The sequence below is a fragment of the Martinezella hainanensis genome (genome assembly GCF_900094555.1).
In the GTDB taxonomy this organism is placed as follows: domain Bacteria; phylum Pseudomonadota; class Alphaproteobacteria; order Rhizobiales; family Rhizobiaceae; genus Rhizobium; species Rhizobium hainanense.
In genome coordinates this window covers 26,395-44,768 of sequence record NZ_FMAC01000019.1, presented here as the reverse complement: position 1 = coordinate 44,768, position 18,374 = coordinate 26,395, and the positions used below count along the sequence as shown (strand labels likewise).

Here is an 18,374-nt window from a genome sequence, read left to right as displayed (position 1 = left end):
CGCGGAATATGGACAAAACAAAACCGGCAGATCCGAGGACCTGCCGGGGATGATCTTCGGCGACCGGAATTACTTACCGGTCGGAACGCCGCCGTTGTCGGCTGGCGCAGGAGTCGTCGTTGCCGGCGCGGTCTGCTGGCCGGTCGCGGTCGGAGCCTGCTGGGCAGGAGCTGCCTGATTCGTCGCAGCGGGCGGCGTCGCCTGCGACTGCGGAGCGACTGCGCCGCTGTTCGGAACGCCGCTATTGTCGGCCGGCTTCGCCGGGGTGGTTGCCGGGGCGGAACTCTTCTGGCCACCAAGCGAATCGAGAATGCCGTTACCCTGACCGGCCGTGCTCGGGATACGGTTGAGAATGTCGGTCGGCCGAGCTTCGAAGCGGGACAGCACGTTCATGCCGAGCGCAAGTGCGAAGAAGAGCGCCGCAAGAATGGCCGTCGTACGCGTCAGCGCATTGGCCGTACCGCGCGCAGACATGAAGCCCGATCCGCCGCCGATGCCGAGGCCGCCACCTTCGGAGCGCTGAATCAGCACCACGCCGATAAGGGCGACGACAACCATGAGATAGATGACAAGCAGTACGGTTTGCATAGGTCCAGTCCTGCCCGGTGCGGGCATCAAAAATAAAAGCTCGCGGCTCTTTACATGAGGCTCTCGCCTATTCCAAGTCCTTTTAAGGCCGGAACTCCGGGCAAGTTGTTGCTTCAGGCGAACTGCCGTTCGAATGCGGCATAAATGGCAAGGAAGTCGACTGCTTTCAAGCTCTGGCCGCCGACAAGCACGCCGTTGACATGCGGAACATCCAAAAGGTCACGCGCATTGGCGCCACTGACCGATCCACCATAGAGGATTCGCATATTCGCCCCCTCCTTGCCGAAGCGCTCGATGAGCTCGGCTCGGATGAACGCATGTGCTTCCTCCACGTTCTCCTGGGTTGGGACTACGCCGGTGCCGATCGCCCAGACCGGCTCGTAGGCGATCACAGTCGTCTGCGCTGTGGAATCATCCGGAATAGAGCCCACGAGCTCCCGCTTCAGCACCTCGAGCGTCTGGCCGCTGTTGCGCTCGTAAGCGGTTTCGCCGATGCAGACAATGGCGATGAGGCCAGCATCATGGGCCGCCTGCGCCTTGGCGCGCACCAGCATGTCGCTTTCCGCGTGATTCCTCCGGCGCTCTGAATGGCCGACGATGACGTGGGTACCAAAGCAGTCGGCGATCATTTCGGCCGAAATATCGCCGGTATGCGCGCCACTGACCTGCTGATGACAATCCTGTGCGCCGATGGCCAGCGGGCTGTCGTCGCAAAGTGCCGTCGCGACATAGAGCAAGGTGGCTGGGGGGCAGAGCAGCGTATCGATCTTCTCCGACAGCGGCGCCTTGACGCCGTCCGCGATCGCCTTGATCTGATCCAGGCTCGCGCGCGTGCCGTTCATCTTCCAGTTTCCAGCCAGAAGCGGCCGTATGGTCTTCGTCATTCCGATATTCTCCCCCTTGATCCGTCTTCGGACTAACAAAAAGGAAAGGGAAAGGAAAGTTATCGAATGCGGTCGAAATCGGCTCAAATCGTTTGAAAAAATGCTTATCCGGAAAATTAAGTCGGATTGCGAGAATGTTTCACGACGCCTGCGGATCGACGATCCAGTTGAGCACCTTGCGCCAATCGGTCATGCGCACCGGCGTTCCGTGATTTCCGGTTTCGAAAAGCGTGAAACGTGTCGGATAGTGCGCTTTGTAAAGTTTCTCAAACAGGGCCTGCTGGTCCGCAGCCGCGTAGACCGGATCCTTGCTGCCATGCGTGAACCAGAGCGGCAGTTTTGCCTTGTAGAAGGCGCTCTTGGTGAAATCCGGATCGGTGACGCCGCTCAGGATCGCCATGCCTTTCAGGCGCTTGACGCTTTCGGCATCGCGGGTAATGCCCCAGCAGACGAAGCTGCCCATGGAGGCGCAAGTGAGGATCACAGGCTTGCCGCCCGACTGCTCGTAGGAATAGCGTATCAGCGCTGCGATATCGGCAACCCCGTTGCTGTCGAACCCTTTTACGCTCGGTGCGTAATAGGTGCCGCCGTTGCGGTAAGCCAGGTTCTTCAGCCGGTTGAAATTGCCGCCGAACGTATAGTCGTTGGAGCCAAGCCTGCGGTCGCCGCCGCGGCCGTGGATGAAGATGACGGTAAAGGCCTGCTTCGACGCCGGGCCTATGCGCGTAACATCCACTTTGCGGTCGCCGAGTTGTAACGTTTCGTCTTCCTGCGCCTTCCAGCGCACGCCGGTATCGACATAGGCCGGCTTCACGCGTTTTTCCGGAATCTGGTCGCGGCCGTTAATGTCACGCATTTCCTGGTAATCGATCGTCTGGAAGGCGCCGTTGTCGTGGCTTTCGATGACCGTCTGATTGGAAAACAGCTCGTCCTTGAACGGCTTCAACATATCTGCCGAGGCGGTCTGCCCTGTCGCCAGAAGCAAAATGCCCGAGATTGCGGACAGGATGGGCAAATGAGCTGTGGACATTGGCATGCGGATACTTCCTCCGATCGGCCATCGGGCTTGCCATTCTTCACCCGGCAACGCAAATCTCTTTACTTGAATTTGCCCCGTAACGGGGCGCCATCGCTCTTGTGCGCCGTTTCTGGCAGAATCACGATGATTCGCGAATAGCGGCGACAAATGCGATAATAAAGGGCTTTGGCCCCTCCAGGACAAATCTAGCAGCTCGAAGTTCTATGGATAACAGCAACGATCTCTTCTCCGGTCTCCCCCGCCCGTCGAAACCGGAAGCAGCGGAAAAGCCGGCGGTAAAGGCAGAAAAGCCTGCCGCAGCGCCCGCGCAGCGGGCTGCTCCGACGACGTCCTCGTCGGAGGAATATGGCGCGAGCTCCATTCGTGTTCTCGAAGGGCTCGAGCCGGTGCGCATGCGCCCCGGCATGTATATCGGCGGTACGGACGAAAAGGCGCTGCACCACCTTTTCGCCGAAGTCATCGACAACGCCATGGACGAGGCGGTCGCCGGCCACGCCAATTTCATCGAGGTCTATCTCGACCGGCAGGGCTATCTGACCGTCACGGATAACGGCCGCGGCATCCCCGTGGAAAATCATCCGCAGGTACCCGGCAAGTCGACGCTCGAAGTCATCATGACCAAGCTGCATGCCGGCGGCAAATTCGATGGCAAGGCCTATGAGACCTCTGGCGGTCTGCACGGCGTAGGTGTGTCCGTCGTCAATGCGCTGTCCGATGATCTGGAAGTCGAAGTCGCCCGCAATCGCAAACTCTATCGCCAGCGCTTCTCCCGCGGCCTGCCAGTCGGTGGCCTGGAGGAGCTGGGCGATGTGCATAACCGCCGCGGCACGCGCGTTCGCTTCCATCCAGACCCGCAGATCTTCGGCGATCACGCTCGCTTCGAGCCGGCCCGCGTTTTCCGCATGGCCCGTTCCAAGGCCTATCTGTTCGGCGGCGTCGAAATCCGCTGGAGCTGCGATCCCGAGCTGGCGCCGGAAGGCGCCGATGTTCCGGAAAAGGCGGTTTTCCATTTCCCCGGTGGCCTGAAGGATTATCTCAAGGCGACGATGGGCAATGAGTTCACCGTTACCCGCGAGATCTTTGCCGGCAAGTCGGAAAAGGAAAGCGGCCACGGCTCGCTCGAATGGGCGATGACCTGGTACGGTGGCGACCCGCAGATCCACTCCTATTGCAATACCATTCCGACCCCGGAAGGCGGCACGCATGAGGCGGGATTCCGCATCGCTCTCACCAAGGGCCTGAAAAACTACGCCGACCTCACCCAGAACAAGCGCGCGGCCAATATCACCACGGACGATGTGATGATTTCGGGCGTCGGCATGTTGTCGATCTTCATCCGCGAGCCGGAATTCGTCGGCCAGACCAAGGACAAGCTTGCGACCGTCGAGGCCCAGCGCCTCGTCGAGAACGCCCTGCGCGACCCCTTCGATCACTACCTCACCGACAATCCGGGCGAAGCCGAAAAGCTGCTGGAATGGGTGATCGAGCGCTCGGAAGAGCGCATGCGCCGCCGCAAGGAAAAGGAAGTCAACCGCAAGACCGCCGTGCGCAAGCTGCGCCTGCCCGGCAAGCTGGCGGATTGCTCGCAGAGTGCTGCCGAAGGCGCCGAACTTTTCCTCGTCGAGGGCGATTCGGCAGGTGGCTCGGCCAAGCAGGCGCGAAACCGCACGAACCAGGCGATCCTGCCGCTGCGCGGTAAGATCCTCAACGTCGCCAGCGCCGGCCGCGAAAAGCTGTCGGCCAACCAGCAGATCACCGACCTGGTCCAGGCGCTTGGCTGCGGCACCCGCACGAAATACCGCGAGGAAGACCTTCGCTATCAGCGCATCGTGGTGATGACCGATGCTGACGTCGACGGCGCCCACATCGCTTCGCTGCTGATCACCTTCTTCTATCAGGAGATGCCCGAGCTGATCCGCCAGGGTCATCTCTTCCTGGCCGTCCCGCCGCTCTACAAAATCACGCAGGGGTCGAAATCCATCTACGCCCGCGACGACGCCCATCGACAGGAGCTGATGTCGACGGAATTCAAGGGCAAGGGCAAGGTCGAGATCAGCCGCTTCAAAGGTCTGGGCGAAATGTTGCCTGCCCAGCTCAAAGAAACGACGATGGATCCGTCCAAGCGCACGCTCCTGCGCGTCGAGATCGACGAGGTCGATTTCGAGGGAACCCGCGATGCCGTCGACAATCTGATGGGCACCAAGGCCGACGCTCGTTTTCGCTTCATTCAGGAGCGGGCTGCCTTTGCCGAAGACCTCGATATCTGACGGCAGACCAATCACTGATTGCTATGCCTGGGCGATCTCGCGATATTTTACCGGATTGTCGGATATCCGTTACGAAGGCGTCATGGATGAATGTGTAGATGGCGGCATTGCTTTAGGTGCTGCCATTTTACTATTCGGGTTGACGATTTCGCCATGTTGAAGCCATTCCTGACGACTGCCGCCGCTCTCCTCTTCGCTAAAGCCGCTTATGCGCTGGATATCGGAACGACGATCGAGGTGCCCTGCCCCTTCGGCGATTGCAAGGCCGGCATCAGTCTTTCCTATCTCGGCAACTACGATATTCCGACGGGTTTCATGGAGAATGGCGTTGAGGTCGGCGGCCTCTCGGGCATCGATTTCGATCCGTCGACTGGCCGTTATATCGCCATCAGCGACGACCGCTCCGAAAAGGCACCGGCCCGGTTCTACGATCTCGACATCGATGTCGATGCGAGCGGCTTGAAGGGTGTCGCGGTTGTCGATCATGTCACGTTGAAGGACAAGGATGGCCAGCCCTTTGCCATCAAAAAGGCGGATGGCGAGTCCATTCGTCTGGGCAAGGACGGGATCTACTGGACCAGCGAAGGCGACGGCAAGGCGCTGCTGCCACCCTTCGTGCGCGTCGCCAATCGCGACGGCAGTTTCCTTCGCGAATTCTCCTTGCCTGATGGTTTTGCGCCGTCCGCGGACAAGAGTGCGGGCATTCGCGATAATCTCGCCTTCGAGGGCACCACGTTCCTTACCGGCGGAGACGTTCTCATCGGTACGGAATCGGCGCTCTACCAAGATGGTCCCATCACGACGCTGACAAACGGCGCGCTTGCACGCCTCATCCGCTATGACGCGGCGACCGGCCAGCAGAAGGCGCAATATGTTTATCCAATCTCGCCTATTCCGCAGGCGCCGCCGATGGCGAACGGTTGGAATGACTTCGGCTTGTCCGAGATTCTGGCGCTCGATGATCGTCATCTCCTGTCGGTCGAGCGCGGCTTTGCCCAAGGCATCGGCAATTCGGTCGTCATCAATATGTTCGACCTCGATGGCGCCACGGACGTCGCCAATATTCCATCGCTTGCGAAGACTGATCAGCGCATCGTGCCCGTGCGCAAGACGCAGATCATGGATCTGCGTGCCCTCGGTCTTGGCCCCGACAATATTGAAGGCATTACTTTCGGCAAAGCGAAAGACGGCAGCGATCTATTGATCCTTGTCGCCGACAATAATTTCAATCCGACACAAAAGACGCAGTTTTTCGCGTTCAAGGTGATCAGGCGCCCTTCCTGATATCTCGCTTCAGTCGTGCTAATGTCATGGCCGCATAATAGAGAGGCTTTAAAGCCGTTGCTCTTGAAACGGCCTAGATCATACCCCATAACCGGATGATCTAGTAAAGAGGGGCGAAGTAAGACCGGTGGGTGTATTTGAACGTCATAAGCCGAGGGAGCATCGGTGGCTGGGACCAAGCGCGCATGCGCGCATGCCTTTGATCCCGTCCATTTCCGCTGCGCGCTGGCTGCTGATTCTGATTGCCATTGCCGGCATCTATTTCTTTTACGGCTTTCTCGTCCCGGTTCTGGCCGCAGCGGTGATCGGCTTTGCCACCTGGCCGCTTTATAGCGACATCGTGCGCCGCACCGGGGGCAATACGACGCTTGCCGCCACCATCGCCATTGCATTCATCGTCACCTTCCTGGTTTTGCCGATCGTCCTTTCCGCCATCTACATGGCCGGCGAGGTGCGCGACTGGTTTGGCTGGGCGATCCATGTCAACCGCGAAGGGGCGCCGCCGCCGCAATGGATTTTGGCTCTGCCCGTCATCGGCTCCTGGCTCGGTGAGCAATGGGTGCAATATGTCGGTAGCCCCGGCTCGCTCGGCGAACTGGCTCAGCTCGTAAGCGGCGCGCATATCGGCAACATCTACCGGGCTGTGCTTGCAGCCGGCGGTGGTGCATTCCATGTCGTGCTGACCTTGCTTTTCATGCTGATCGCGCTGTTCTTCATCTATCGTGACGGCGCGACCTTCGTTCGCCAGGTCGATCTGCTCGGCGAACGCATCCTCCCCAATCGTTGGGAGCGGATTTCCCGTGTCGTGCCGGCGACGATCAGCTCCACCGTCATGGGCATGACGCTGATTGCCATCGGTGAAGGTATCGTTCTCGGCGTGGCCTATTGGATTGCCGGCGCTCCCTCGGCCATCACGCTTGGTGTTCTCACCGGCGTCATGGCGCTGGTGCCGGGCGGCGCGCCACTTTCGATGTCGCTCGTCTCGATCTATCTCGTTGCCAGCGGCTCGCTTTGGGCCGGTATCGCCCTCTTCCTCTGGGGCACGATCGAGCTTTTCATTGTCGACAAGACGCTTCGTCCCAAGCTTGTCGGCGGCCCCATCAAGCTGCCGTTCCTTCCAACCTTCTTCGGTCTGGTGGGCGGCGTGAAGACCATGGGTTTCCTTGGCCTCTTCATCGGCCCGGTCCTGATGGCGATTATCGTCGCCATCTGGCGCGAATGGATTCGCGAGGCCGAACTGACCGAGGAACAGCAGGCGCAGGAACCGGAACTGCAGCTGCATGTTCGGGACGCTGCCGAAGGCTAGTTGTTTAGCTGGTCTGCTCCAGCCGCTTTTCCATGAACAGGCTCAACGGGTCCGGTTGATAGCTGCCGAACGCGGGAATTTCGAAATACCCGAATTTTCGGTAAAGGCCGATCGCTTCCGGCTGATATATACCAGTTTCCAGCCGGACCGCCGAAAGGCCTCTTTCGTGTGCTGTTGCTTCGAGCGTCTCCATGAGCTTGCGCGCGACGTTGCGGCCCCTGGCGGCCGGATCGACGAACATACGCTTGATCTCGGCTGTGCCGTCACCGGCTTCCACCAGCGCGCAACATCCGACGATCACATCTTCAACTCTGGCAACCCAGAAGGTCACGTCCGCCTTCTCCAGCGAAGACAGATCAAGCATATGGTTGCTCTCAGGCGGATAAAGCGACTCCGCATAGGCGCTCGACATGTCGAGAAGACGGATCACGCCTTCCTGACGCGGGGATTCGACAGCAATCGTCAGCGACAAGATAAACCTCGGAAAATAAACCGACTGCTGGATATCATGCAGCGGCAAGCGCTGCCAGTGCAGCGAAGCTGCGCGCGGCCTGCCGCCGTTCGGCGTTTGCAAGCCTCTCCACCATGTCGAGGAGCTGTGTCGCAGCGCCGGGCGCAGGCTCCGCCAGGCGGAATTTGCGCATCAGGCGCGAAGAAATATCTTCCAGCATCGCATTGCCGTTCTTGCGGGAGGATTCGCGCCATATCATCGTCGCCTCGACGAAGATCGTGCTGATATCCTTGGACAGGCCCGCGCTTTCATAGAGTGCCCGGATCGCATAGACGCGGCCTCTTGAAATGATGGAGCGCACGCGCCGCTCGTCGTAGCCGGAAAGATTGGTGATCGCGCTGGCGAAGAAATCGACCTTGCCGGAGCACAACGCATGCATCAGGAAAGCCGGTGTCAGCCAGCCGCTCTGCCTCAGGTGCTCGACCAGATCTGGCAATTGCTCGTGCTGTGCCGTTCCCGCGATCGTGACGGTTGCGGCTTCGGTTGCTTCACGCGTTACCTGCTGCAGCCTGGAGTTACCGACAAAGCTCTGGACGAGAGCCGATTCCGAAAGCGCGTCGCTGATCTGACGCATCAAAAGGTGCCTGATATCCAAAGACAGAATGTCTCGGGAAAGAAGCAGCCCGCGTATGTCGGCGCAATCGCCCAGACGCTCGGCGATACGTTTGAGCGAAGCCTGTGAAAGCAATGCGCCGTCATTCTCGAGCAGACACAGGATTTCGCTTTCTCCACCGATCTCGGCAAGCGCAGCGCAGACCGCACGCGGCACCTGCCCGCGGGAGGCGATGAGAATCCGCGCCACATCGCTGCCATGCAACGCAAGGTCGACAAGATCGGCATCGGTGAACACAGGCGAAAACAGGATGATCTGCCCCGCAATCTCAGGCTGATCCTGGGCAAGGGACAGAATGACATTGCGCGGCGCGCTAGCCGAATGGGCGACGGCTTCAGCGAGCGCCAGCCGCACCCGAGGAGACGGATCGTCGAGCAGATAGGTCATCGCCATCTGGGCGGCGTCACGCTCTTCTTTCGGCATCTCCGACTGCAGATAGGCCCTGCCGAGCGCATTGGCCGCCCGGCTTCTGCTTTCTGCCTTGGCGGTTTCAGCCCAGCGAAGGAATGCTTCTATAATCACGTAACGCCCCGATATCGACGAGGCGATTCTTGCCCCGCAAATTCATATGCTTCACGTTATCGGGCAAAGGTTTACGGGGCGTTTACCTTGCTTATTAACTTTTCGCCCATAGACATGAGTGGCGCCCCTCAGGGCGCCTTTGGCCTGATCATCTCAAAGACGTCGCTGCCCTCGCTATAATCCATGTAGCCCATGCGCGCGACGGGACGCGCCAGCGCCATGTCCAGCCTGCCGTTGCGAATGATCGTCTCGTCGATATGGATGCCGACGACCTGACCGATGACCATGATGTTTTCCGACGGCTCGCCATCAAGGCCCTTCGGCTTCAGCACTTCCGTCACCCGGCATTCGAGAACCGCGAAGGCTTCGCCGACATAAGGTGCATCCACGAGCTTGCCTGGTTTCGCCGTCAGGCCAGCCAGCTCGAATTCGTTGATGCCATAGGGGACGGCAATGGATGAATGGTTCATCTTCTCGACGATATGGCGGCTGACGAGGTTGGCGGTAAAGACACCGGTTTCCTCGACATTGCGCACGCTGTCCTTTCTGCCGGCGGAAGAAAACATCACAAGCTTCGGCCGGTCGCTGACGGCGTTGAAAAAGGAATAGGGGGACAGGTTCAGCGAACCATCCCTGCCCTTGCTGCCGATCCAGCCGATCGGCCGTGGCGCGACGATGGCTTTGAAGGGATCGTGTGCCAGGCCATGACGATTTGTGTCCGTCGTATAGAACATCACGCGTCCTCGCCGCCAACCCATGTTACCGTTTCAGCAAGTTCCGGGCGCGGACGTTCGACCGGCGGGAAGCTTGTCGAGCCGATATGGATGAAGCCGGCAACCTTCTCGCCCGGCTGGACGCCGAGAAGCGGATAGGCGCGCTCATCGAAGGCGAACCATTCGGTCAGCCAGTTGGAGACCCAGCCATGGGCATTGGCCGCAATCAGCAGATTCATGCACAGCGCGCCTGCCGACATCAGCTGCTCCCATTCCGGAATCTTGAAATGCGGCGCTGCCTTGCTGACGACTGCGATGACGACGGGGGCACGGGTAAAGCGAGTCCGCTCGACCTGGATCATCTCCTCCGACAGGTCAGGCTTGGCTTCCAGCGCGAGCTTTAGCAGCTCCTCGCCGATACGCGCACGCTCCTCGCCGCGATAGACGATGAAGCGCCAGGGGGCGAGCTTGCCATGATCCGGCACGCGCGAGGCCAACCGCAGAATCTCCCCGATCTCGGCCTTGCCCGGCCCCGGTTCCGACATCTGGAACGCAGGAATAGATCGGCGCACGGCGAGATAATCGACCAGCTTGATATCGGTTTTCATTGAGGAACTGCCTTCATTTTGGCTTGTGGTAGGATGAGGTCTTGAATTTGCCATCGCATTGGTTTTGAAGTGGCGTGTGTTTTATCGGAAGTCAATCGGTTGGTATCCATGTCAGGCATTTCATCCGCTCGCCGATTGAGCGCGGTTTTCGTAATGCTTGCGAGCATGAGTACGGCCGTCTCGGCACAGGAAGCGTTCAAGGAATTCAAGCAGCTCGACGGCAGCGTCAAGATGCCAAAGCTCAATGCTTTCGTAGCGCCGAATGGCGAGAATTCGTCCGCGCGTACATTGCGTGACGTTTCCCTCGAGGCCAAGCTCACGCCGCAGAGCGGCCCGCAGCAGCAGGGCCTTGCCTGGTATGTCTTCAGTCCGATAGCGGGTGCCGACGGCAAGCTGCCGCTGGTTGCCAGTTCGCGTGGAGGCTCGGCCTCTTTCCACCTTTTGCCCGGCGATTATTTCGTCAATGTCTCCTTCGGCCGCGCCGGCGTCACCAAGCGGCTGAGTGTTCCGGAGACTGGCGACACCCAGAAGCAGACGATGGTTCTCGACGCCGGCGGTATGGTCTTGAATGCCGTATCCGGACCTGATGTCCGCATTCCGCCGAATGAGCTGAGCTTCTCGATCTATTCGAGCGAAGCCAAGGAAGACGGCGAACGCGGTCTCGTCATGGACGACGTCAAGCCGAATACGCTGGTCGGCCTCAGCGCCGGCACCTACCATGTCGTTTCAGAATATGGCGAGGTCAATGCCGTCATCCGCGCCGACATCCAGGTGGAAGCCGGTAAGGTGACCGAGGCGACCATTCAGCACAGAGCGGCAAAGATCACGTTCAAGCTCGTCTCGGATGCCGGCGGTGAGGCGATCGCCGATACTGCCTGGTCGATCCTGACATCGGCGGGCGATATCGTCGGGGAAAGCGTCAGCGCCTTTCCGACCATGGTGCTCGCAGAAGGTCGCTACACGGCCGTCGCTCGCAACAAGGACAAGATCTATCAGCGCGACTTCACCGTCGCCGCCGGCATGAATACGGATGTGGAAGTGCTGATGAAGCAGCAGCAGCCGCAGGATGCCGATACCGAACAGCCCGCCCGCCAGCTGCCGATCCAGATGCCGCCGATGCGCCAAAGCCAGACACCGCCGGCGACGACCAATCAACAGCCGCTGCCGACCTATGAACAATTGGCACCTGCTACAGGCGGCGATGATGGCGATAGCATGGATTGACGACGGCGACCCGAGTTTGGTCGCCGGCTGAAGTTATCGCAGTAGTCACCGTTCGGTGAGGAGAAGCCCGGTCCCCTTGCCGCTCATCCAGCCTTGCGCCGCAGCACCTTTCTAGGGGGTGCCATGGAGAAGACCGCCCCATAGAGCTTCGTCAGCAGATCCTTGCGGTCGCTACCCTCGCTGAGTGCTTCCCAGCTTCTGAGGGCGCCGATATGGGCGGTGATCGTACTGCCCGAGAGGCGCCGGAATTCGCGGATTAGCAGCGAAATGCGCAGGGTCATCGAGATGCGGCTCGCCAGATGGAACAGCCGGCCGTTCTGTCCCTCGAAATAGATGGGAATGACGCTCGCCCGTGCCGCCTGGATGAGCTTTGCCGGGAATATTTTCCAGGGCAGATCTTCTGCGCGACCGAAACCCTTCTTGGCGGTTGCCACGCCGCCGGCCGGAAAGACGATGATCGTCGTGCCTTCCTTGAGCAGGCGAACGGCTTCATGCCGAGTCTTCATATTGATCGCCATCGCCTCCTTGGTTTCCTCGAAGGAAACCGGCAGCGAATAGTCGAGCATCTCAGGTACTTTCAACAATTCGTTGTTGATGAGGACCTTGAAGGGGCGCCCCAATTGCTCGGCAAGCGCCAGGACGGCAATTCCGTCGCCGATGCCGTAAGGGTGATTGGCGACGATGACGATCGGCGCTTCGGGAATTTGATTGGGCGGCCACTCGCCCTTGATGAGCAGGCGCACATCGATGAGATCAAGCATCTTGCCAAAAACCCGCTCGCTCTTGCCGACAATATCAGTGCGCCAGATATCGTAGAGTCGGGCGTAACGGTCTCGGCCGGAAAGACCTTCGATGGAGCGGATGAGCCAGCGCTTGATCCGCGTGTCCCGTTCATTGGCGTAGGATAATTCTTTGAATTCCAAGTGCGCGACGGGGCTGCCCCGCTCCTATGGTTCAGTTGCGTCACATGTTGCAGCCACAGCAACGCGTTGATTCATCAACTATATGAAAGCTGTATGTCACTTCTCTGACGGCACCCTGAAGGTGCCGCCAGATAAGGTGGCCGTCAAGCGGCCCTGACGCGTCGTGCTTCGCGCTTGCGCAGAACGTCCGGCGGCGTCGCTTCGAGAGACAGCGACGCGATCGCTTCGTCGAGCGACATCGAGGTCTGCGACTGGCTGCCAAGACGGCGGATGTTGACCGACCGCTCCTCGGCTTCCTTCTTGCCGCAGACGATGATGACCGGAACCTTCGTCACCGAATGCTCGCGGATCTTGTAGTTGATCTTCTCGTTGCGGAAGTCGGTTTCGACATCGAGACCGGCATCGCGCAGCGCCTCGGCAACTTCCTCGCCATAGGCATCGGCTTCCGAGGTAATCGTCGCGACGACGACTTGCAGCGGCGAGACCCAGAGCGGCATGTGGCCGGCGAAGTTCTCGATCAGGATGCCGAGGAAGCGTTCCATCGAGCCGCAGATGGCGCGATGGATCATCACCGGCTGCGTCTTTTCGGAGTGCTGGTCGATATAGAACGCACCGAAGCGTTCCGGCAGGTTGAAGTCGACCTGCGTCGTGCCACACTGCCATTCACGGCCGATGGCATCCTTCAGCGTATATTCGAACTTCGGCCCGTAGAACGCGCCCTCGCCCGGCAGAATGCCGGTCTTGATACGCCCTTCGGACTGCGCCTCGATCGTCTTCAGCACGTCCATCATCACGCTTTCGGCGCGATCCCAGAGCTCGTCCGAACCAACGCGCTTTTCCGGGCGGGTCGAGAGCTTGACGACGATCTCCTTGAAGCCGAAGTCTTCATAGACGGACAGGATGAGATCGTTGATCTTCAGGCATTCGGCGGCCATCTGCTCGTCGGTGCAGAAGATGTGAGCATCGTCCTGCGTGAAGCCGCGCACGCGCATCAGGCCATGCAGCGCGCCCGAAGGTTCGTAGCGATGGACCGCACCGAATTCCGCAAGGCGGATCGGCAGTTCGCGGTAAGACTTCAAGCCATGCTTGAAGATCTGGATGTGGCCCGGGCAGTTCATCGGCTTCAGTGCGAAGACGCGGTCGTCGTCAGTGTCATCACCAGCGACCGTCACCTTGAACATGTTGTCGCGGTACCAGCCCCAGTGACCAGAAGTCTCCCAAAGCGACTTGTCGAGCACCTGCGGCGCGTTGACTTCCTGATAGTCGCCCTGCAGCCGCCGGCGCATATAGGACACCAGCGTCTGGAACATGCGCCAGCCCTTGCCGTGCCAGAAGACGACGCCGGGGCCCTCTTCCTGGAAATGGAACAGGTCCATTTCGCGGCCGAGACGGCGATGGTCGCGCTTTTCGGCTTCGGCGAGAATGTGCAGGTAGTTATCCAGATCCGCCTGTTCGGCGAATGCCGTGCCATAGATGCGGGTCAGCATCGGATTGTTGCTGTCGCCACGCCAATAGGCGCCGGCAACCTTCATCAGCTTGAAGGCATTGCCGATCTGGCCGGTCGAGGCCATGTGCGGACCGCGGCAGAGGTCGAACCAGTCGCCCTGGTAATAGATCTTCAGATCCTGACCTTCGGGGATAGCGTCGACCAGCTCCACCTTGTAGCGTTCGCCCTTGGAAGCAAAGACTTCCTTCGCCTTTTCGCGCGACCAGATTTCCTTGGTGAACGGCTTGTTGCGCAGAATGATCTCGCGCATCCGCTTCTCGATGACAGGCAGATCATCGGGCGTGAAGGGCTCGTTCTTGGCAAAGTCGTAATAGAAGCCGTTTTCGATGACCGGGCCGATCGTCACCTGCGTTCCCGGCCAAAGTTCCTGTACGGCTTCGGCGAGAACGTGCGCGGTGTCGTGGCGGATCAGCTCCAGCGCACGATCGTCCGAACGGGTAATGATTTCGATCTTACCATCGGTCACCGGATCGGAAAGGTCGCGCACGGTGCCGTCGATAGCAATGGCGACAGCCTTCTTGGCCAGCGACTTGGAAATGGATTCGGCGACATCGCGACCGGTCGTGCCGGCAGCGAAGCTGCGCACGGAATCATCGGGAAATGTCAGGGAAATGGGTTGGGACATCGATATGCTCCTTGTCCAGTCCCGCCAACGAATGCGGGTGGTTTGGTGGAAATGGTCAAACATCCGCATCTTGCGGACAATTGACCGCGTGCCTGATAAAGGCTTTTCAGACCTTAGTAAAGGAAAGTGCGCTTAAGGACCGTAGAAATCGAGCGGGCCTTAGCTTGTCGGGGAAGGTGATTTGGAGGCCGGTTTCGGGGGGAAATATAAAATAAGGCTGAGGAGCGAGCAAAAAAGCAGCCAATAATAGAAGTATATTCTAAGGAGGCTTTTGATAATTGCGGCGTCGATGGAATCATTCGGGTGGAAGCCAAACGAAGCGTGCAAGCCATGATAATCGTCGAACTTATCCAACCACATGAAGAATATAGCGAAACCTATCAATAAAGCCGGAAAGATCAGGGGAAATTTCTTGATTCTGAAGCTTCTCAACTCCTTGCCAGTCCAAGCAAAAAGAATGATGAAACCCACAAGCAACGTCAGACTGGTGATCGATCTGACGCCAAAGAAGGTGCATTGATCCCTCTCTGAATAGTGTAGGCTCGGCATTTGCAACAAAGCGGTAGCATTTGGCGGCCAGATATCGCGCAGAAACGAATTATCGCGGAAATAACACGCAACCGATTGTAATTCGTAGTGGAACAACACCCAAGCCGCGATGGCGACAAGAAGCGAGACGCCCCAGACAAACATGAGCAATTGGCCACGTTTATTCGCAGCCGCCATTTTTGCTTGCAATTCCGGCTTGGTATTTCCTGAGGTATTTTCACTCAATGCATTTCCGCCCCATGTCTATTGCCATGATTGCGTTTGAATACCGCCACTAGATCGGCATGACAGTAGAGCCACATCTCGATGCCTTTTTAAATGTAAGTTTTTTCGTCGCAGCTAATCATTTGAGCGATGCCGCGCACGGTGTTCCAGTTTCGCATCGTTCCGATGCCAAGCCTCTTCGTCGTCAGGGCCGGCAGCATTTTTGTCTCGCTGGCCTTGAGACCGAAATCGATCCATAGATCGCCGTCGACAACAGCCAGACGCTCGCCCCGGCGGTATTTCGCAAGCGTTACCAGCACTTCGGGTTCGAGCGGCTGCCGCATCACTCGAACGATGACCTCGCTGCCAATCCCGTCGAGAAAGGGATTGCCGTTGGCAAGCCTCAACCATGTATCGGCATCGCGGACGATGATGTCGACATGCTTGCCGAAAGCCGCAGCAAAGCCGGCTTCAAGCTTTGCCTCGATCGATGCGATCGGCTGTAGCTCGGCTTCGAAAACGAGATTGCCGGTCGCCACCAGAGTGCGGGCATTGCGAAAGCCCAAACTCTCCGCCATCGCCTTGAGATCGGCCATGACGACCCTGCGGCCCGACCCGAGAACGATACTGTAGAGCAGCGCGACGTAGATCGCCATGCGGTCAGGCAGCCTTGTGCCCGAGACGGAAATAGCGCCAGGGCGTCCACCAGTGATAGCGGCGCTCCAGCTCATCGGGCACCGGATCGAGCCCACTCGTCCCACCAGGACCGCACCGGACGACGCGAAACAGCGTCATCCAGCCGCCAGCCCAGAGCCCGTGGCGAGCAACGGCTTCATAGCCATATTCCGAACAGGTTGGGATATGGCGGCAGGAATTGCCGATGAAGCCAGAAAGCGTCAGTTGATAAAGGCGAATGAGGCCCATTCCGAAAAGCCGGTCCGGTGTCTTGCGAAAAGGTCCTGAATAGTTTCGCGATTTTGCGATCTTGTCACCCGCCGGTGATGTGTCGCGACGCGCGTGCCTCGGAGGAGCGGCACCGCCCTCGTCCTCATCGTCGTCCTGCATCAGACAGAATTGGCACATGGTCCGCAGCCCGCCTAGACCGCCGCGGCTGTTTTGGCATTCTCGCCCTGGCGAGCCGCCTCGATCTGCCCGATCGCATCCACGACGGCATCGAATGTCAGCATGGTCGAGGCATGGCGGGCCTTATAGTCCCTGACCGGCCTCAGATAGCGCATGTCCTCGAAACGTCCGTCCGGCCCCTCGCCGTCGGCCTTGAGCATGGCGAGCATGTCTTCGCGGGCCTTGCGCACTTCATCTGCCGAAGCGCCGACGACATGGAGGGCCATGATCGAAGAGGATGCCTGGCCGAGCGCACAGGCCTTGACGTCATGGGCAAAATCGGTCACCACATCGCCGTCCATTTTCAGCCAGATTTTTACGCGAGAACCGCACAGTCTGGAATGGGCCTGGGCACTGGCATCAGCGTCAGAAAGATTGCCGATGCGGCCGATATTGCCGGCAAACTCTAGGATTTTGCTGTTGTAGATGTCGTCCATCACAGATTTTGCTCCGATGCACCCGTTCGTGTTTCGTAACAAAAAACACAGCGTGTCCATTTCGGACACTTTCACAGGGACAATGCCATACTATATGTATGTCGTTCGAAGACCAACGAAATGCAATGGTCTTCTGTAAGTTTGATGGGAAACCGTGCAGGACGGCAGGCTTGTCCGCCAGCCAGAACGCCCCGGAGCCCGCCAAAGGTACAAAATCTCCGTACCTCGGGGAATGCCAGTGGCGAGTCCGACAAGATGATATCCGCGCAGCGGATCAGGAGAACCACAGGTAATGGACGCCATTGTAAAGAACTTTCCGCAAGTCACTGATTCCGAACGCCCGTCGCAGCAGGAAGCCGAAGACGCAATCCGCGTTCTCCTTCGCTGGGCCGGTGATGATCCGCGTCGCGAAGGCCTGCTCGATACGCCCGCGCGCGTTGCCAAGGCTTATCGCGAGCTCTTCGGCGGCTACGAACTGAATCCCGAGGATGTGCTCGGCCGCACTTTCGAAGAAGTCTCCGGCTACGATGACATCGTCCTCGAGCGTGATGTTCCATTCTACTCGCATTGCGAACATCACATGGTGCCGATCATCGGTAAGGCGCATGTCGCCTATCTGCCGAGCGGTCGTGTTCTTGGCCTGTCGAAAATCGCTCGCGTCGTCGATATTTTTGCGCGCCGCCTGCAGACGCAGGAAGCCATGACGGCCCAGATCGCCAATGCGATTGACGAGTCGCTGCGTCCGCGCGGCGTTGCGGTGATGATCGACGCCGAACATATGTGCATGTCCATGCGTGGCATAAAGAAGCAGGGTTCCTCGACGCTGACGATGACCTTCACGGGTGCCTTCAAGGCCGATCCGGCCGAACAGGCCCGTTTCATGTCTTTGGTCCGGGGCCGCTGACCAGGCTTCAACGAAAGAGCCGGAGATGAATGTGATTTTCAATGCTCCTTCTGAAGATAAATCCGAGCTGGAGGATGCCGGCGATTTCACGCCCCGTTTCGACGATCGCGGCCTGATTACCGCGATCGTGACCGATGCGCATGATGGCGAATTGCTGATGGTTGCGCATATGAATGCCGAGGCGCTCGCCCTGACGATCAAGACCGGCACGGCGCACTATTTCAGCCGCTCGCGCGGAAAAATCTGGAAAAAAGGTGAAACCTCGGGAAACCTTCAGACGGTGAAGGAAATCCGAACGGATTGCGATCAGGACGCCATTTGGCTGAAAGTGGAGGTCGCCGGACATGATGCGACGTGCCATACTGGTCGCCGTTCCTGCTTCTATCGAACGGTTGAGCTCGAAGATGGGAAGCCGGTGCTGAGCGTGGTCGACGATCACCTGCATTTCAATCCGGAAGAAGTCTACAAACAATAGACCTATCGGTGATGGTGTTTCAACAAGCCACAACCAGTATACGATTTGGAAACGAAAAAGGGACAGTAT

19 protein-coding genes are annotated in these 18,374 nt (G+C 58.9%); 6 read left to right on the top strand and 13 right to left on the bottom strand.

The window, feature by feature from the left end:
- Positions 1–69: 69 nt before the first annotated feature.
- The 3 genes from secG to GA0061100_RS32260 all read right to left on the bottom strand — a co-directional run bounded on the left by secG (position 70) and on the right by GA0061100_RS32260 (position 2,508).
- On the bottom strand, positions 70–588 hold the full coding sequence (secG, locus tag GA0061100_RS32270; RefSeq protein ID WP_075856944.1) for a preprotein translocase subunit SecG: 519 nt from the start codon (positions 586–588) through the stop codon (positions 70–72).
- A gap of 113 nt (positions 589–701) precedes the next feature.
- Positions 702–1,472, bottom strand: coding sequence for a triose-phosphate isomerase (tpiA, locus tag GA0061100_RS32265; protein ID WP_075856943.1), 771 nt, complete (start codon positions 1,470–1,472; stop codon positions 702–704).
- 139 nt (positions 1,473–1,611) lie between these two features.
- On the bottom strand, positions 1,612–2,508 hold the full coding sequence (locus GA0061100_RS32260) for an alpha/beta hydrolase family protein (protein ID WP_075856942.1): 897 nt from the start codon (positions 2,506–2,508) through the stop codon (positions 1,612–1,614).
- Between the two features lie 206 nt (positions 2,509–2,714).
- On the opposite strand from GA0061100_RS32260, the gene parE reads away from it, so the two are divergent.
- The 3 genes from parE to GA0061100_RS32245 all read left to right on the top strand — a co-directional run bounded on the left by parE (position 2,715) and on the right by GA0061100_RS32245 (position 7,368).
- Positions 2,715–4,778 carry a DNA topoisomerase IV subunit B gene (parE, locus tag GA0061100_RS32255; protein ID WP_075856941.1) on the top strand — a complete coding sequence of 688 codons (2,064 nt, stop codon included), beginning with the start codon at positions 2,715–2,717 and terminating at the stop codon, positions 4,776–4,778.
- A 153-nt stretch (positions 4,779–4,931) separates the two neighbouring features.
- Positions 4,932–6,062 carry an esterase-like activity of phytase family protein gene (locus tag GA0061100_RS32250; protein WP_075856940.1) on the top strand — a complete coding sequence of 377 codons (1,131 nt, stop codon included), beginning with the start codon at positions 4,932–4,934 and terminating at the stop codon, positions 6,060–6,062.
- A gap of 127 nt (positions 6,063–6,189) precedes the next feature.
- Positions 6,190–7,368: an AI-2E family transporter gene (locus GA0061100_RS32245; protein WP_075856939.1), complete on the top strand. Its 1,179-nt coding sequence runs from the start codon at positions 6,190–6,192 to the stop codon at positions 7,366–7,368.
- Positions 7,369–7,372: 4 nt separating this feature from the next.
- On the opposite strand, the gene GA0061100_RS32240 is transcribed toward GA0061100_RS32245, so the two are convergent.
- The 4 genes from GA0061100_RS32240 to GA0061100_RS32225 form a co-directional block, all read right to left on the bottom strand.
- Positions 7,373–7,840, bottom strand: coding sequence for a GNAT family N-acetyltransferase (locus GA0061100_RS32240; protein ID WP_208621608.1), 468 nt, complete (start codon positions 7,838–7,840; stop codon positions 7,373–7,375).
- A 34-nt stretch (positions 7,841–7,874) separates the two neighbouring features.
- Positions 7,875–9,029: a DUF2336 domain-containing protein gene (locus tag GA0061100_RS32235; RefSeq protein ID WP_075856938.1), complete on the bottom strand. Its 1,155-nt coding sequence runs from the start codon at positions 9,027–9,029 to the stop codon at positions 7,875–7,877.
- Between the two features lie 113 nt (positions 9,030–9,142).
- Positions 9,143–9,748, bottom strand: a complete 606-nt coding sequence (locus GA0061100_RS32230; RefSeq protein WP_075856937.1) for a flavin reductase family protein — start codon at positions 9,746–9,748, stop codon at positions 9,143–9,145.
- Positions 9,748–10,335, bottom strand: coding sequence for a nitroreductase family protein (locus tag GA0061100_RS32225; protein WP_075856936.1), 588 nt, complete (start codon positions 10,333–10,335; stop codon positions 9,748–9,750). Before GA0061100_RS32225 ends, GA0061100_RS32230 begins: the two co-directional genes overlap by 1 nt.
- A 153-nt stretch (positions 10,336–10,488) precedes the next feature.
- Here GA0061100_RS32225 and GA0061100_RS32220 point away from each other — a divergent pair, with 153 nt between their 5' ends.
- Positions 10,489–11,559: a hypothetical protein gene (locus GA0061100_RS32220; protein WP_143525600.1), complete on the top strand. Its 1,071-nt coding sequence runs from the start codon at positions 10,489–10,491 to the stop codon at positions 11,557–11,559.
- An 83-nt stretch (positions 11,560–11,642) separates the two neighbouring features.
- Here the strand turns inward: GA0061100_RS32220 and GA0061100_RS32215 are convergent, their stop codons facing one another.
- From GA0061100_RS32215 to GA0061100_RS32190, 6 genes are all read right to left on the bottom strand, one after another.
- Entirely contained in the window at positions 11,643–12,482 is an 840-nt protein-coding gene (locus GA0061100_RS32215) for a lysophospholipid acyltransferase family protein (protein WP_075856934.1), read from the bottom strand.
- A gap of 143 nt (positions 12,483–12,625) precedes the next feature.
- Entirely contained in the window at positions 12,626–14,614 is a 1,989-nt protein-coding gene (gene thrS / locus GA0061100_RS32210; protein WP_075856933.1) for a threonine--tRNA ligase, read from the bottom strand.
- Positions 14,615–14,773: 159 nt separating this feature from the next.
- A complete protein-coding gene (locus GA0061100_RS32205) occupies positions 14,774–15,388 on the bottom strand; it encodes a hypothetical protein (protein ID WP_143525599.1) in 615 nt (204 codons plus the stop codon).
- Positions 15,389–15,477: 89 nt separating this feature from the next.
- Entirely contained in the window at positions 15,478–16,023 is a 546-nt protein-coding gene (locus GA0061100_RS32200; protein WP_075856931.1) for a DUF1697 domain-containing protein, read from the bottom strand.
- 4 nt (positions 16,024–16,027) lie between these two features.
- The gene (gene yidD, locus GA0061100_RS32195; RefSeq protein ID WP_075856930.1) at positions 16,028–16,450 is read right to left on the bottom strand and encodes a membrane protein insertion efficiency factor YidD; all 423 of its coding nucleotides are present in this window, start codon (positions 16,448–16,450) and stop codon (positions 16,028–16,030) included.
- A 14-nt stretch (positions 16,451–16,464) separates the two neighbouring features.
- Entirely contained in the window at positions 16,465–16,929 is a 465-nt protein-coding gene (locus tag GA0061100_RS32190) for an iron-sulfur cluster assembly scaffold protein (protein WP_143525598.1), read from the bottom strand.
- A 289-nt stretch (positions 16,930–17,218) separates the two neighbouring features.
- Between GA0061100_RS32190 and folE the strand changes: the two genes are divergently transcribed.
- Both folE and hisI read left to right on the top strand, forming a co-directional pair.
- Entirely contained in the window at positions 17,219–17,830 is a 612-nt protein-coding gene (folE, locus tag GA0061100_RS32185; RefSeq protein ID WP_075856928.1) for a GTP cyclohydrolase I FolE, read from the top strand.
- 25 nt (positions 17,831–17,855) lie between these two features.
- A complete protein-coding gene (gene hisI, locus GA0061100_RS32180) occupies positions 17,856–18,305 on the top strand; it encodes a phosphoribosyl-AMP cyclohydrolase (protein ID WP_075856927.1) in 450 nt (149 codons plus the stop codon).
- The last annotated feature ends 69 nt before the right edge of the window (positions 18,306–18,374 follow it).

Coding starts and splice junctions, on each gene's coding strand:
- GA0061100_RS32250 (WP_075856940.1), top strand. CDS start 4,932: ATGTTGAAGCCATTCCTGACGACTGCCGCCGCTCTCCTCTTCGCTAAA.
- GA0061100_RS32260 (WP_075856942.1), bottom strand. CDS start 2,508: ATGCCAATGTCCACAGCTCATTTGCCCATCCTGTCCGCAATCTCGGGC.
- secG (WP_075856944.1), bottom strand. CDS start 588: ATGCAAACCGTACTGCTTGTCATCTATCTCATGGTTGTCGTCGCCCTT.
- GA0061100_RS32220 (WP_143525600.1), top strand. CDS start 10,489: ATGCTTGCGAGCATGAGTACGGCCGTCTCGGCACAGGAAGCGTTCAAG.
- folE (WP_075856928.1), top strand. CDS start 17,219: ATGGACGCCATTGTAAAGAACTTTCCGCAAGTCACTGATTCCGAACGC.
- GA0061100_RS32200 (WP_075856931.1), bottom strand. CDS start 16,023: ATGGCGATCTACGTCGCGCTGCTCTACAGTATCGTTCTCGGGTCGGGC.
- thrS (WP_075856933.1), bottom strand. CDS start 14,614: ATGTCCCAACCCATTTCCCTGACATTTCCCGATGATTCCGTGCGCAGC.
- hisI (WP_075856927.1), top strand. CDS start 17,856: ATGAATGTGATTTTCAATGCTCCTTCTGAAGATAAATCCGAGCTGGAG.
- parE (WP_075856941.1), top strand. CDS start 2,715: ATGGATAACAGCAACGATCTCTTCTCCGGTCTCCCCCGCCCGTCGAAA.
- yidD (WP_075856930.1), bottom strand. CDS start 16,450: ATGTGCCAATTCTGTCTGATGCAGGACGACGATGAGGACGAGGGCGGT.
- GA0061100_RS32230 (WP_075856937.1), bottom strand. CDS start 9,748: ATGTTCTATACGACGGACACAAATCGTCATGGCCTGGCACACGATCCC.
- tpiA (WP_075856943.1), bottom strand. CDS start 1,472: ATGACGAAGACCATACGGCCGCTTCTGGCTGGAAACTGGAAGATGAAC.
- GA0061100_RS32225 (WP_075856936.1), bottom strand. CDS start 10,335: ATGAAAACCGATATCAAGCTGGTCGATTATCTCGCCGTGCGCCGATCT.